Origin of the sequence: Streptomyces sp. SID12501 (genome assembly GCF_010550245.1) — a bacterium.
Taxonomy (GTDB): domain Bacteria; phylum Actinomycetota; class Actinomycetes; order Streptomycetales; family Streptomycetaceae; genus Streptomyces.
In genome coordinates this window covers 96075-109801 of sequence record NZ_JAAGLU010000031.1, presented here as the reverse complement: position 1 = coordinate 109801, position 13727 = coordinate 96075, and the positions used below count along the sequence as shown (strand labels likewise).

13 protein-coding genes are annotated in these 13727 nt (G+C 66.5%); 5 read left to right on the top strand and 8 right to left on the bottom strand.

What is annotated here, in order from left to right; genetic code table 11:
• Positions 1 to 214 precede the first annotated feature (214 nt).
• Positions 215 to 1420 carry an RNA-guided endonuclease TnpB family protein gene (locus G3I71_RS32360; RefSeq protein WP_343243134.1) on the top strand — a complete coding sequence of 402 codons (1206 nt, stop codon included), beginning with the start codon at positions 215 to 217 and terminating at the stop codon, positions 1418 to 1420.
• Positions 1421 to 1651: 231 nt separating this feature from the next.
• Here G3I71_RS32360 and G3I71_RS51505 read toward each other — a convergent pair whose 3' ends face one another.
• The 6 genes from G3I71_RS51505 to G3I71_RS32335 form a co-directional block, all read right to left on the bottom strand.
• The gene (locus G3I71_RS51505) at positions 1652 to 1903 is read right to left on the bottom strand and encodes a hypothetical protein (RefSeq protein WP_239149469.1); all 252 of its coding nucleotides are present in this window, start codon (positions 1901 to 1903) and stop codon (positions 1652 to 1654) included.
• 69 nt (positions 1904 to 1972) lie between these two features.
• Entirely contained in the window at positions 1973 to 2290 is a 318-nt protein-coding gene (locus G3I71_RS51500; RefSeq protein WP_239149468.1) for a TMEM175 family protein, read from the bottom strand.
• Between the two features lie 106 nt (positions 2291 to 2396).
• On the bottom strand, positions 2397 to 3227 hold the full coding sequence (locus G3I71_RS32350) for a phosphotransferase family protein (protein WP_164320195.1): 831 nt from the start codon (positions 3225 to 3227) through the stop codon (positions 2397 to 2399).
• An 89-nt stretch (positions 3228 to 3316) separates the two neighbouring features.
• Positions 3317 to 3778 (bottom strand): hypothetical protein, encoded by a 462-nt coding sequence (locus G3I71_RS32345; RefSeq protein WP_164320193.1) that lies wholly within the window; start codon positions 3776 to 3778, stop codon positions 3317 to 3319.
• Between the two features lie 179 nt (positions 3779 to 3957).
• Positions 3958 to 4440 (bottom strand): hypothetical protein, encoded by a 483-nt coding sequence (locus G3I71_RS32340; protein ID WP_164320192.1) that lies wholly within the window; start codon positions 4438 to 4440, stop codon positions 3958 to 3960.
• Entirely contained in the window at positions 4437 to 4880 is a 444-nt protein-coding gene (locus G3I71_RS32335) for an ATP-binding protein (RefSeq protein ID WP_164320191.1), read from the bottom strand. The genes G3I71_RS32340 and G3I71_RS32335 overlap by 4 nt, the downstream gene beginning before the upstream one ends.
• 171 nt (positions 4881 to 5051) lie before the next feature.
• Between G3I71_RS32335 and G3I71_RS32330 the strand changes: the two genes are divergently transcribed.
• The 4 genes from G3I71_RS32330 (at position 5052) to G3I71_RS32315 (ending at position 9074) form a co-directional block, all read left to right on the top strand.
• On the top strand, positions 5052 to 6410 hold the full coding sequence (locus G3I71_RS32330; RefSeq protein WP_164320190.1) for a transcriptional regulator: 1359 nt from the start codon (positions 5052 to 5054) through the stop codon (positions 6408 to 6410).
• Between the two features lie 1256 nt (positions 6411 to 7666).
• A complete protein-coding gene (locus G3I71_RS32325; RefSeq protein ID WP_164320189.1) occupies positions 7667 to 8083 on the top strand; it encodes a prevent-host-death protein in 417 nt (138 codons plus the stop codon).
• On the top strand, positions 8080 to 8505 hold the full coding sequence (locus tag G3I71_RS32320) for a cytotoxic translational repressor of toxin-antitoxin stability system (RefSeq protein ID WP_164320188.1): 426 nt from the start codon (positions 8080 to 8082) through the stop codon (positions 8503 to 8505). Before G3I71_RS32325 ends, G3I71_RS32320 begins: the two co-directional genes overlap by 4 nt.
• 41 nt (positions 8506 to 8546) lie before the next feature.
• Positions 8547 to 9074 carry a hypothetical protein gene (locus tag G3I71_RS32315; protein WP_164320187.1) on the top strand — a complete coding sequence of 176 codons (528 nt, stop codon included), beginning with the start codon at positions 8547 to 8549 and terminating at the stop codon, positions 9072 to 9074.
• 206 nt (positions 9075 to 9280) lie between these two features.
• On the opposite strand, the gene ppdK is transcribed toward G3I71_RS32315, so the two are convergent.
• Together ppdK and G3I71_RS32305 are read right to left on the bottom strand one after the other, a co-directional pair.
• On the bottom strand, positions 9281 to 12028 hold the full coding sequence (gene ppdK, locus G3I71_RS32310; protein ID WP_164320186.1) for a pyruvate, phosphate dikinase: 2748 nt from the start codon (positions 12026 to 12028) through the stop codon (positions 9281 to 9283).
• 412 nt (positions 12029 to 12440) lie between these two features.
• Positions 12441 to 13652, bottom strand: coding sequence for an ROK family protein (locus tag G3I71_RS32305; RefSeq protein ID WP_164320184.1), 1212 nt, complete (start codon positions 13650 to 13652; stop codon positions 12441 to 12443).
• Positions 13653 to 13727: the final 75 nt, after the last annotated feature.

Genomic DNA, 13727 nt, shown 5'->3' with positions numbered 1-13727 from the left:
CCTGTACACCCCGCCCGTACTGCGCACCGGCGTCGATGTCAGTGGTGCGCAGTACGTTGCGGTCATCAGATCTCCTTCGTGGATACCCCCGGCTTCAGCCGGGGGAGGAAACGAAGCTCCTGCGGAGCAAGGCAGCGGGCTGGGATTCACCGCCAGGGCGGATCGCGGTGCTCCGACCCGCAGATTTGATCTTAAGTCGCATGGCCGCTAGTTTGTGAGCGTGACCGTGAAGCATGTGAAGCGGGCGTTCAAGTACCGCTTCTATCCGACCGATGCGCAGGCAGCCGAGCTGTCGCGCACGTTCGGCTGTGTGCGGAAGGTCTACAACCTGGCGCTCGCAGCCCGTAGTGAGGCGTGGGCGCAGCGTCAGGAGCGGGTCAACTACAACGCCACGTCGGTGTTGCTGACCGCGTGGAAGAAGACCGAGGAGCTGGCCTACCTCTCCGAGGTGTCGTCGGTTCCGTTGCAGCAGACGCTCCGGCACTTGCAGGGGGCGTTCACCAACTTTTTCGGCAAGCGGGCGAAGTACCCGACGTTCAAGAGCCGGAAGAAGTCGCGGAAGTCCGCCGAGTACACCACCAGCGGCTTCCGTTTCCGTGACGGCAGGCTGACTCTCGCGAAGATGGCCGATCCGCTGGACATCGTGTGGTCCCGGCCCCTTCCCGAGGGTGCGGCACCGTCCACCGTGACCGTGTCCCAGGACGCGGCCGGACGCTGGTTCGTCTCGATGCTGTGCGACGACAGGCCAACCATGCCCGCGCCGGTCAACACGGCCGTTGGCATCGACGCCGGAATCACCAGCCTGGTGACACTCTCCACCGGGGAGAAGATCACCAACCCGAAGTTCGAGCGCAAGGACCGCGCCCGGCTCGCCAAGGCTCAGCGCGAGCTTGCCCGTAAGGCCAAGGGTGACGGGACCAACCGGGCGAAGGCCCGGCGCAAGGCCGCCAAGGTCCATGCCCGGATCTCCGACCGGCGCCGGGACTTCCTGCACAAGCTGACCACCCGACTCGTTCGTGAGAACCAAACGATCGTGATCGAGGACCTGACCGTACGCAACATGGTCAAGAACCACTCGCTCGCCCGAGCCGTCTCGGACGCGAGCTGGACCGAGATGCGGTCCATGCTGGAGTACAAGGCAGGCTGGTACGGGCGTGAGGTGATCGCCGTGGACCGGTGGTTCCCCTCGTCCAAGCTGTGCTCCCACTGCGGCACCTTGCAGGGCAGGATGCCGTTGAACGTCCGTACCTGGACGTGCGACAACTGCGGGACGACCCACGACCGGGACGTGAACGCGGCGAAGAACATTCTGGCCGAGGGGCTCTCGGTGTCTGTCTGTGGAGCCGGTGTAAGACCTCAACGGAGCACTCCGGGCGGGCAGTCGGCGACGAAGCAGAAAACCCCACGGCGCGAGCCGTAGGAATCCCCCTCCTTCAGGAGGGGGAGGATGTCAAGGGCGTATACCTGGTCGATATGTCGGTGCGGAGGAGTGGTTCGGCGAGGACGAGGGTGGGCGTGCGCAGATCGCCGCAGGCCTGAACACCTGGTGCGACGGGGCCTGCCCCGGCGTAGCCGTACGCACGGGCGCGGCAGCGCGATCCACCGCCTCGCGAGATCAGCGGGACCGTCGGCGATGCCCGGACCAGGCGATTCACTGTTGCGGAAGCCGGCAGAGGTGGTGGCCGAGGATGAGGTGGGCGGGGATGAGCGTGAGCCAGAACCACATGGCCGCATCCGTGCTGACGAAGGCCAGGGGAATGGACAGGCCGAAGATCAGAACGCTGGAACCGAGTTGGGCGGTGAAGCGGCGGCGGGCCGCCGCGCCGGAGGACGCGGGCGAGGGGTGTACTTCGCGTTGCGTGAGCAGCAGCAGGGTCGCGTGCACCGCGTGGATCGCGGCCATGGCACCCGCGTAGAGGGCGACGGCTTCGGGCTGGGAGGCGTACTCGGCCAGGAGCGCGGTGGGGAAGGGCTACAGGGCGACCAGGCCCAGGCCGAGGAGGATCAGGCGGGTGACCAGGGCCGTCTCGATGGGCAGTGCGGTGAGAATGCGGCGGTGATCACGCCAGAACCCGGCGATGAGGGTGAAGCTGAGAGCGAAGGCACCGAGGTTGGGAAGCGCATCGCCCAGGGCACGATGGAACGCGGCGTCTTCCAGATGCGCGGGAACGGCCACGTTGATGACCAGCAGTGTCATCGCGATGGCGTAGACGCCGTCGGACAGAACGATCAGGCGTGCCGTGCCCGGGTCGTTCTCGTGCGAGTGCGTCTCTGCCACTGGCTTCGTCATGTCGACGACAGTAGGGCGCTCACTGGACGGTCGGTGCGAGTCACGCCCCACCTCTGCGGTAACGGGGGGCAGGAACAGCGCGGCCTGATTGGTCTGATTGGTCTGATCAAGGGGAAAGCTCGCGAGCACCTGCTTGCCGTCCTGTGTCGCGGTGAGCGGCCCAGGTCCGGGCGGCGGCGGTAAGGGCAGCCCGGTGAGGCAGCGGGCGGGTCCGCTCCCAGTCTTCCCAGGCTGCGTAAAGGGTGCGCGCGAAGGTGGTGACGGCGGTCTGGCCGGCCGTGCTGTACGCGGGAACCTGCTGTGCGATCGCCTCAGCCTGCTCGGGTGTGTGGCCGGCGGAGATGAGCCGGGGGATCGTCAGCGCGGTGTCTGCCCATGCGGGGGCGGGACAGGAAAGGGCCCAGTCCAGCAGCAGCAGTTCACCGGCGGGGGTCACCAGCATGTTGTGCGGGGACATGTCGGTGTGGGCGAGCGCGCGGCCCTGCAGCCCGGGCGGCACGTCCTCGGGCAGGAATTCGGCCCACCGTGAGTACAGAGGCTTCTTGCGCAGGTCCTCGGGCCATGCCACCTCGGACAGGACTGTGAGAGTTCGCATGAGGGGGCCGAGATCGTCGGACCCCGGAGTCAGGTCAGGATGCCGACCATCGACGTACTCGTACCCGTACAGCTGCCACTCACCGGCGTCGACCTCCCACAGCACGTGGGGCGCGAGTGGCGCGTTTCCGGTGACCTGTGCCTCATGGCGATACACCCACGCCTGCGGGTCGTCGTGCCGGGTGCCTTTGACGAAGACTCGGCCGAACCGGGTGCGGATAGTGCAGGCGAGCCGGGACATGACACCGTGCGGCGCAGTCTCGGCTGCCTCCACGGGGCCGGTGTGCCTCTCGACGGCGGCCCGCGTCGCCGCCGGTAGGTCGTGCCAGTCGATACGGTCCACCCTCGTACTCCAGAGTCGGTCGCCCAGAAGAGGGCCGGCCCCCGGCCCGGCCACAGCGTGGCACAGGCCGAGCGCCGACAGGGGAACGGTCAGAGGTGGTTGGGGCTGTCCGAGCAGTTCGCGTGGCACTGCGAGCAGTCGGCGAGGTCCAGCTCGGGCCAGAACTCCATGTCGATCTCGTACCCGGCGAGGGTGATCGCGTCGACGGTCCGGGCGCGCAACGCCTTGCCCCCGCCGTGCTCCTCCCTGTCGAGGAATCCGGGTTGGTGGTGCAGGTACCTGCCGAACCGCTGCTCGCAGAACTCCTGATACGCCTGGGTGTGGAGCAGGAAGGCGTGCCAGAAGTCGTCGACGAGCGGCGAGGGGCTGAGCGGCCTTCCGGCGTGGTCGCACGCGGCGAGGAAGGCGAGCATCTGACCGACGCCTCGGTCTGTCTTCTCCTCGGTGAGCTGCGGGAACTTGGCGCGCATGTTGGACATGAGGGTTGCCCGCATGTCTGCGTCGAGCAGGGTGCGCGCGTCGGTTACGGGGCGTTCCTGAGTTGTGGTCACGTGCTTGCCTCCATGAATTGGGCGACGGTTGCCTGCACTTGCTGACCGCGCCGTCCGCTTTCGGCCTTGCGCCTACTACACGAGCGGGACGGGTTCGTTAGCCGGTTACGCTCGACCTTTGGCGGGTCGGCCCGGGGTCTATCCCACCTCGGGGCGGCCCGTTCTTCGTGTGGTGAGGCTCAGAGCCGGCGGCGGACGTACGTGGTACCCCACACAACCGAGCCGCGCTCGAAGCTGTCGCGCAGGTGTGCGTCGGTCTCGGCCTGGTCGGCGGTGAGAGCGAGTGGCGCGAACACGAGGCAGACGCGGCACGCGGCGCCTCTCTCGACCAGTGCCAGCCAGTCCTGTGACGGCGAGGGGATCGTCATCATGTACTCGGCATGGCCGTAGTCCAACGCGGCGAATCCTTGACAGACCAGAAGGCGCCCGCCGATCACCGGGGGTTGCCGGTCGCCTGGACCGAGGTTCAGCGCATCGGCGAGCCGTCGCATTCCGTCCTCGACACCCTCGACCGTCTCGCTGTCCCGGCGGGGGCCGGGGTGCGTGAGTAGCAGTTGGGCGGTCGCGTACGCAGGGGTGCGGCGAATGCCGGTTGCGGCGGCGACGCCGATGACGAACCCGGGACCGGGCGGAATGCTGGTACTCGGCGAGGACAAGGTCATGATGCCGTCACCTCCCCGAACACGACCTTGCCGAATACGACGTCGATCACACCCCAGCGCTCAGGGCACAGCGCATCCAGGATGACCAGGCCACGCCCTCGGTCGCGCTCGTGGGATTCCGGCCGAACACGAGGATGGCGTCTCACAGGATCGTGCACCTCTACTCGTGTACAGGCGTCGTTGGCGTCGAGCACGAGCCGGATCTGGTCTCCGGGCTCTGTGCCGTACCGGATCGAGTTGGTCACCAGCTCACACGCCACAAGCACGACGTTCTCGACGTAGTCCTCGGACGCGTCCGGCGCGTGGTGGCCCATGTGCTCGCGCACGAACTCGCGTGCTGCTCTTGCTGATTCAGCCTTGCCTGGCAGTAACAGGATCGGTGCGGGGCTGGTGGGCAGGGCGCAACGCACAGGCACCGCACCCCTTCGTCGTTCGATCATGCGTGTCCCCCTACGTGCGAGTCGCAGCAGTTGGTCGCTCTGCTGCGCTTCGCGTCGCGGACGGTTTGGTTCTGACGTCCAGACAACACGCGTGACGGAATCCGGGGTACCGGCAGAAGGGGTGTCGAAGGGTGTCGCTTCCACTACCCCCCGTCACAGAAGGTTGTGAGGATGAAGACTCCGAACGACAAGCTCGCCCACTGGCTGGACCGGTCGAGGATGAGCCGCGGGGAACTGGCGCGACGCGTGAAATCCAAGGCGCTGCAGTGGAGCCAGCCCCATATTTCGCCGGGCACGACCCGTATCCGCTTCTGGCTACAGGGCGAGACGCCACGGGCGCCCATCCCCGACGTACTCGCTGCCGTCTTCTCCGACCACTTCGGTTTCCGGGTCACTACATACGATCTCGGGCTCGGCGAGAGCGGTTCACCCGACGCCGCACTCGTGTACAACTCCTCCTACGCGGCTACGGTGGAAGTCGTCGCAGACCTGGGGAGAGCTGACGTGGACCGACGTAAGTTCCTTGCCGCCGCACCATTCGCGGCCGTGGCCGGGGTGGCTCCCTCGCGGGACTGGCTGCTCAACACGCTTGATCAGGAAGCGAATTCAGCACCAGGGCCGCGCGTGCGCCTTGAAGACGTGACCGCAGTGAAGAACATGTTCACGACGTTCCAGCGCATGGACATCTTCCAAGGCGGAGGCTCGGGCCGCCTGGTCCTGGCCGACTACATGAACGAGCATGTCTACCCCCTGCTCCGTCGTGCCCACAGCGAGGACGTACGGCGGGCGTTGTGCGAGGCCGCTGCCGAACAGACGTACCTGCTCGGCTGGATGGCCTACGACAACGGCGAACACAGCATCGCGCAGCGGTACTTGATCCAGTCCCTGCGCCTCGCCCAGGAATCACAGAACTCGCCGCTCGGCGCACATGTCCTCGCGGGCATGGCGGACCAGGCGACGCTGCTCGGCGACCCCACCGAGGGACGACGCCTCACCCAGGCAGGCCGCCAAGGCCTGTCGAAAGTGACCTCGCCAGCTTGCCTGGCGGACCTGTGGTGCCTGGAGGCACGGGCACTCGCGCTGCTCGGTGAGAAGTCGGCGGCAGCGCACGCGGTGACCCAATCCGAGAAGGCGTACGAGCAAGTCCGCCCGGCCAGCGAACCAGACTGGGCGGAGTTCATCGACCCCGCCTACCTGCACGGCGAACACGCGAACACCTTCCGGGACCTGGGCGACGCGGACATGGCCGAGGAACACGCGCGCCTGTCCATCGGCCATGCCACGAAGCAGAAGCGAGCCCGCCGAGGGGCGATGTCCCAGGCTGCGCTCGCTGCCGCCCACCTCCAGCGCAACGACCTTGAGGCGGCGTACTCGGCCGGCGTCCGGACGATCAAGTTGTCGCAGCGGGTGAAGTCGTCGCGGTGTGTGGAGGCGGTGCAGGATCTGCAGACACGGATGCAGCCGTTCGGTCGGCATCGACTCGTGGCGGACTTCAACGAACGGGCACGCGAGTTGGTTGCCGCCGCTTAGTTGTTGAAACGGACTACCCGACACATTGCACCTGGACAGAGCGATAGGCCCGCACCAGAGCGCCACCCTCTCAACTTGGGGCTCGCGCATCAAGCTTCACGAGCAGTTGCGTTGAAGGTCGTCGATGACGAACTCAACGAACACAGCGAGCCTTTGGAGGGTTGCGATGACTGGTCGACCCTCCGGTAGGAAGAATCGCGGAAAGGCGGCACCTACAGGCTCGATCTTGGGGGTGCTGCCCCACAAAGGCGCAAGAACACGCACAACCTCTGAGCCAGTCTCTACAGTGCGTGACAAATGCGAGAAATCCAAGTGATCTGCCCCTGGGTCGGGATCATTAATTCGCTCCGGAAGCAGCTCTGTGCCGGATTCTGTCCGCATCAACCACGGCGGCAGGTCCCCTCGGGTGGGCAACATCTGGAAATGACTTGGCACCAGCCCAACGTGCGCCAGCATCTTATGCTTGTCAGAATTTGAAAGCTCGGTCAACAGATCGAGCTGATGTATGTACGGACCACTCCAACTGTCAGAGCGCCCATTTATCCCCTGACACGGCTGGTAGGCATGCATCCGACACCACACCTGCGGGTCAAGAAAACCGGGACTCTTGTGCTGATGTCCCCCACTGGCCCCACAGAGGAGAAAGCTAACGTCCTTAGGCTTACGGGGAGCGCCATTCGCGAACGCGCAAGCATACTGCCACGCCAGGTGATCCAGGCTGCATCGGAGATTGTTGACTACGTCTCCCACACCAAGACTCACACTTTCCAGGAAAGGTTCACAGTCGGGGATCTTCCACACTCGAACCACATGGCGGCCACTACCAGAATCAAAGTCGGCTCTCAAAATAGCTCGAAATTCCGGATCTTTCTGGAATCCATCAATATGACCTTCCAGCTCCTCACATCGCTTAATGGCATGCCGAAGCTTCGCACGCGCCGACCTTAAGTCAACATTGAACATGGCATTCCAATCGATGTCGCCAGATCCATAATTCTAAGGCTATGAGATCGCTTCCCCAACGGAGTTTCCCGGGTCCCTGGCGCAAGGGGCTACGAGGCATCGAGGACGCCCGGCCAGCAGAACGACCGCGGCGCAGAGCTGCCACACCACGGGTGACCACGGCCCCGTAGCCCTCTGTAAATTTCGGCAGCCCGCAGACCAAGCACCCTTCACCTCAGATACGTACTTGACGTACTTGACGTACTTAGTCAAGCAAGGCACCCTGATCCCACGAGGCCCGGCAGGAGGTCACCATGTCCGCAGTGCATTTTGAGAGCTACACCGAAGCGCGTACGCACCTGAAAGAGCTTCTTGACGCCGCAGATGAGGGGCGGGTCGCGACCGTTCGTCGAGCCACCGGATGCGCTGCGGTCGTCGACGTCGAGCGACTGCGTCGGTATCTGTCCTCAGTGTGCTCGTCCAAGGCTGAGGTCATCGCGGAGGCGGGCGGCTGGTCGATCTTCATCCCCGGGCTCCCGGTCGCGGCTGACGGAGCAACCTTCGACGACGCCGTGACCGAGATGGTCGACGCCCTGCGGGAGTACGCCGACGACTGGCAGGAGCGGTTGCGACTGGCTCCCAATCATCAGGACAACTGGGGGCTGGTGCAGTTGATCGCCTTGAGCGATGACCGTCAGTTGGCGGACTGGCTGGTGGGAGTGCAGCGGTGAGCCGACCACAACCGGACCGTGAGCGCCATGAACGGTTCTGTGTCGTCGAGGACTGGAAGCGAGTCCGGGACGCTCGTGGGCGTACCGGCACGCATCACGTCACCTACGAGTTGACGCTGCACGACGGACGGATCCTGCGGACCCGTATCTCGCACCCTGTCGATCGCACGGTCTATGGCGCCGCGCTGTGGAGCCACATCCTTCGCGATCAGCTGACCGTCACCAAAAACGAGTTCTGGGACTGTGTCCTCGATGCAAAACTCCCCGACCGGGGAGCCCCCTCGGCACCCAAGGAGTCGCTGCCGGCGGATCTGGTCCATCTCTTGATCCACCGTGTGGGTCTCTCGGAGGGCGCGGTGGCCGAGCTGACCAAGGATGACGCGATGGCCCGTCTTCAGCGGTACTGGACGGACGGCACATAACCCACCTGCGTCAGGCAACCCCCCTCTGTCAGGATGCCGACATGGGGAACACCATCGCGTGGCCCGTGCTGCGGACCACGGACCTGGCCGAGGCACTGAACCTCGCGGAGAAACTGCTGTCCGTCGCCTCCTGGCACGATCCGGGCGGTTGCTACCTGGACGCCTGGGCATACGACGACGATGTCCTGCGGCGGCTGACGGAAGCCCTGCCGGATGTAAATGTCAGTTGGTACGGAAAGGGGGACATCGGTCTTCCCGCGAGCCTGAGCGTGAGGGCCGGCACGTTCGCCCAGGCGTCCGAAGCCCTCGGAATCTGGGCCCGCATCAGCAGGTGTTACGTGCTCTGGCACAACATGAAGTGGCCGGCTGTGCCAGAACTCGGGCTCGACGAGGAGTACAAGTACGCCGAGTTGCAGGTCGCGTGCAACAGTCACACCATCCACTGCGAGGAGTGGGCCGCCGAGCACACCGTGTTCGTCCATGCGCGCCCCGGGGACGACGAGCGGCCCGCCTGGCTGGCGGCACAGGTCGGCTCGCGGGTTGTCGGGCCCGCCGAGTTCGGGTGGTAGGGCGACAGGCGTACGGATCGCGCATCGGCCATCGGCCATCGGCCATCGGCATGAGCACGGACAGCGAGAAGGCGGCACTCCCCGCACAGGGGTGCCGCCTTCTCTCGTGCTCCGGAACCGCTGCCGTGTCGCTGAGGGTCGGGGTGACATGGCAGCGGTTCCGGCGTCTCTAGGGCCTCCTGGAGGCCCGGGTGGGCCCAGAGCCTCTACCGGTGGTCACTCCCCGCCGACGACGAAGCCGCCCGCCCCGCCTCCAGCCTCGCCACCGGGATCCGGAACGGTGAGCAGCTGACGTAGTCCAGGCCGACCTCGTGGAAGAAGTGGACCGACTCCGGGTCGCCGCCGTGTTCGCCGCACACGCCCAGTTTCAGGTCGGGGCGGGTCGCGCGGCCCGCCTCGACCGCCAGCTTGACCAGCGCGCCGACGCCGTCGCGGTCGATCGTCTCGAAGGGGGAGACCCCGAAGATGCCCTTCTCCAGGTACGCCGTGAAGAAGGAGGCCTCGACGTCGTCCCGGCTGAAGCCCCAGACCGTCTGCGTCAGGTCGTTCGTGCCGAAGCTGAAGAACTCCGCCGCCTCGGCGATCTGGCCGGCCGTGAGCGCGGCCCGCGGCAGCTCGATCATCGTGCCGATGGCGAGCTTCAACTGCATGCCTGTCGCCGCCTCGACCTCGGCGATGACCTGGTCGGCCTCCTCGCGCACGATCTCCAGCTCCTGGACCGTACCCACCAGCGGGATCATGATCTCGGCGCGCGGGTCGCCCTTGGCGTTCTTGCGCTCGGCAACCGCCTCCGCGATCGCCCGTACCTGCATGGTGAACAGCCCCGGAATCACCAGGCCCAGGCGCACACCCCTGAGCCCCAGCATCGGGTTCTGCTCGTGCAGCCGGTGCACCGCCTGGAGCAGGCGCAGGTCGTTCTCGTGCGGGTCCTTGCGGGACTCGGCGAGGGCCACCCGTACCGACAACTCCGTGATGTCCGGGAGGAACTCGTGCAGCGGCGGGTCGAGGAGACGGACCGTCACCGGCAGTCCGTCCATCGCCGAGAACAGTTCGACGAAGTCCTGCTTCTGGAGCGGGAGAAGCGCCTTCAGGGACTCCTCGCGCTCGACGTCCGTGTCAGCCAGGATCAGGCGTTCCACCAGCTCGCGCCGGTCGCCGAGGAACATGTGCTCCGTACGGCAGAGGCCGATGCCCTGTGCGCCGAACCGCCGCGCCCGCATCGCGTCCTCGGCGTTGTCCGCGTTGGCCCGGACCCGCAGGCGACGCTTCCGGTCCGCGAAGGCCATGATCCGGTGGACCGCCTCGACCAGTTCGTCGGCGTCGTGGGCGCCCGCGTGCATCCGGCCCTCGAAGTACTCCACCACCGGGGAGGGGACCACCGGGACCTCGCCCAGGTACACCTTGCCGCTCGAACCGTCGATGGAGATGAGGTCGCCCTCTTCCACGACGTGACCGCCGGGGACCGTCATCCGGCGGCGCTTGGTGTCGACCTCCAGCTCCTCCGCACCGCACACGCACGTCTTGCCCATGCCGCGCGCCACGACGGCCGCGTGGGACGTCTTGCCGCCACGGCTGGTCAGAATGCCCTCGGCCGCGATCATGCCGTCGAGGTCGTCGGGGTTGGTCTCCCGGCGGACCAGGATGACCTTCTCGCCCGAACGCGACCACTTCACCGCGGTGTACGAGTCGAACACCGCCTTGCCGACCGCCGCACCCGGCGACGCCGCGATGCCCCGGCCGACCGGCTTGACCTTCGCCTCGTCGTCGAAGCGCGGGAACATCAGCTGGGCCAACTGGGCGCCGGTGACGCGCTGGAGCGCCTCCGCCTCGTCGATGAGGCCCTGGTCGACGAGCTGCGTGGCGATACGGAAGGCGGCGCCCGCCGTGCGCTTGCCGACGCGCGTCTGGAGCATCCACAACTGGCCGCGCTCGATGGTGAACTCGATGTCGCAGAGATCCTTGTAGTGGTTCTCCAGGGTCCCCATGATCTGCATCAGCTGGTCGTACGACTTCTTGTCGATCTGCTCCAGCTCCGCGAGCGGGACCGTGTTGCGGATGCCCGCCACGACGTCCTCGCCCTGCGCGTTCTGCAGGTAGTCGCCGTACACGCCCGCGTGGCCGCTCGCCGGGTCGCGGGTGAACGCGACGCCGGTGCCCGAGTCGGGGCCCAGGTTGCCGAAGACCATCGAGCAGATGTTGACCGCCGTGCCGAGGTCGCCCGGGATGCGTTCCTGGCGGCGGTAGAGCTTCGCGCGGTCCGTGTTCCAGGAGTCGAAGACCGCGTGGATCGCGAGGTCCATCTGCTCGCGCGGGTTCTGCGGGAAGTCGCGGCCCGCCTCGGTCTTGACGATCTTCTTGAACTTGGTGACCAGCTTCTTGAGGTCCGCGGCCTCCAACTCGGTGTCGACCGCGACCTTCTTGGCCGTCTTCGCCGCGTCCAGCGCGTCCTCGAACAGCTCGCCCCCGACACCGAGGACCGTCTTGCCGAACATCTGGATGAGGCGGCGGTACGAGTCCCACGCGAAGCGCTCGTCGCCGGACTGCTTGACGAGGCCCTGGACCGACTTGTCGGACAGGCCGATGTTCAGCACCGTGTCCATCATGCCGGGCATCGAGAACTTCGCCCCGGAACGGACGGACACGAGGAGGGGGTCGTCGGCCTGGCCGAGCTTCTTGCCCATCGCCGCTTCGAGGGCCGCGAGGTGCTCGCTCACCTCGTCACGCAGTGCCGCCGGCTCGTCGCCGCTGTTGAGGTAGGTCTTGCAGGCCTCGGTGGTGATCGTGAATCCCGGCGGCACCGGGAGGCCCAGGTTGGTCATCTCGGCGAGGTTGGCACCTTTTCCGCCGAGAAGGTCCTTGAGGTCCCTGTTGCCCTCGGTGAAGTCGTAAACGAACTTCACGTCCTCAACGCTGTTGGCCGGCCGAGCTACGTGGGGATCTTTGTTTTCCGACACGGGTCCCAACTCCTTGAGGACGCGGTGGCTGCCCTGACGGCCAGGAACATACCCAGATCGAAGGCGTCTGGGTACGTCCACTTGCGCGTCATGTGCCTGTAACCAGCCGTCAGCCAGCAGATCCAAAGTCAAAGCTCGCAAGCCGCGGGGGCGGCATGTTTTCACTTCTTGAAGGCAGTCATGGCCTCATGCGCATTTTGTCGCTCAGGTGAGCGGCATGTGACACGTCTGAGTTCTATCGATGAACGATCAAAGGGTGGCACTCAGTGCCACCCTTTGAGAAGTGCAGTCGCCTACCATCCGCTCATCTGAGCGCAACCCCTATCAGGGGTGGCGAGAATCACGCACTCACGGGCGCCGGAATTTCACCATGCGGACGCCGACAAGAGAGGGAAACACCCTCGTCACAAGGTCACATCCCGAGCGCCGTCAACCGCTCCTCCACCCGCTCCGGCGCGTACAGGTACTCCACGACCATCGCCCCGGCCCCCACCAGCCCCGCCCGCTCCCCCAGCCTCGACGTCACCACGTCCAGATGAGCGGTCGAGCGCGGCAGCGCCCGCTGGTACAGCAGTTCCCGTACGCCGGTCAGGAACGGCGTGCCGGCCAGGTCGCCCGCGATCATCAGCACGCCGGGGTTGAGCAGCGTCACCACCGTCGCCAGTACGTCCCCCACGCTCCGGCCCGCCTCCCGCGCGAGCGCGAGCGCTCCCGGGTGCCCGGCGGCGAGCAGGTCCCGTACGTCCGAGCCCGACGCGGCCGGCACCCCGGTCTCGGTGAGCCGGCGGGCGACGGCGCCACCGCTCGCGATGGCGGCCAGGCAGCCGTACGACCCGCACCGGCAGAGCGCCTCGGCGCCCTGCGGGACGCGGATGTGCCCGATGTCCCCGGCGCCGCCGTCGATGCCCCGGAACACCGAACCACCGACCACCACGCCCGCGCCGATGCCCGTCGAGACCTTCACCAGGACGAAGGCCGAGCAGTCGGGGTACCCGGTGCGCTGTTCGCCGTACGCCATGAGGTTGGCGTCGTTGTCGACCAGTACCGGGACCCTCGCGGCGGCCGGCTCGTCCGCGTGTTCGGCGAAGGCGCGGGCCAGCCGGGCCCTTATGTCGTAGCCGTCCCAGCCGGGCATGATCGGCGGCTGGACGACGCGGCCGGTGTCCATGTCGACCGGGCCCGGTACCGCGAGGCCGATGCCGCAGACCTCGGACGGGCGATGGCCGGCCTTCGTCAGCAGTTCCACGAACCAGCGGCCGAGTTCGCCGAGTACGGCTTCGGGGCCGTCGTCGACGGCCAGCGTGCCCGAGTGTTCCGCGAGAAGTTCACCCGTGAGGGTGAGAACGGCGGCGCGGGCGTGACGGGTGTCGAGGTCTGCGGCGAGGACGACGGCGTGGGCGTCGTCGAACTCCAGAGTGATCGACGGGCGACCGCCGAGCGGTGAGTCGACCGGGCCCGAGGCGCCCTCGCGCAGCCAGCCCGCACGGAACAGCCGGTCCAGCCGGTGGCCGACCGTCGCGCGTGAGAGACCCGTCACCTGTTGCAGGGCACCGCGAGTCGTGGCGCGTCCACTGCGTACCAGTTCGAGCAGATCGCCGGCGCTCGCCTGAGCACGACCACTCATGCGCACCCCCTTGTGTTTCTCAAGCTTGCATTACATATTGAGTTATGCGTGTTAAATAGACGTAACTCTACGGTG

Bases quoted from the DNA above. Each gene is read 5' to 3' on its own strand.
- G3I71_RS51505 (WP_239149469.1), bottom strand. From the start codon at position 1,903: ATGGCCGCGATCCACGCGGTGCACGCGACCCTGCTGCTGCTCACGCAA.
- G3I71_RS51500 (WP_239149468.1), bottom strand. From the start codon at position 2,290: ATGACGAAGCCAGTGGCAGAGACGCACTCGCACGAGAACGACCCGGGC.
- G3I71_RS32340 (WP_164320192.1), bottom strand. From the start codon at position 4,440: ATGACCTTGTCCTCGCCGAGTACCAGCATTCCGCCCGGTCCCGGGTTC.
- G3I71_RS32335 (WP_164320191.1), bottom strand. From the start codon at position 4,880: ATGATCGAACGACGAAGGGGTGCGGTGCCTGTGCGTTGCGCCCTGCCC.
- G3I71_RS32330 (WP_164320190.1), top strand. From the start codon at position 5,052: ATGAAGACTCCGAACGACAAGCTCGCCCACTGGCTGGACCGGTCGAGG.
- G3I71_RS32325 (WP_164320189.1), top strand. From the start codon at position 7,667: ATGTCCGCAGTGCATTTTGAGAGCTACACCGAAGCGCGTACGCACCTG.
- G3I71_RS32315 (WP_164320187.1), top strand. From the start codon at position 8,547: ATGGGGAACACCATCGCGTGGCCCGTGCTGCGGACCACGGACCTGGCC.
- G3I71_RS32305 (WP_164320184.1), bottom strand. From the start codon at position 13,652: ATGAGTGGTCGTGCTCAGGCGAGCGCCGGCGATCTGCTCGAACTGGTA.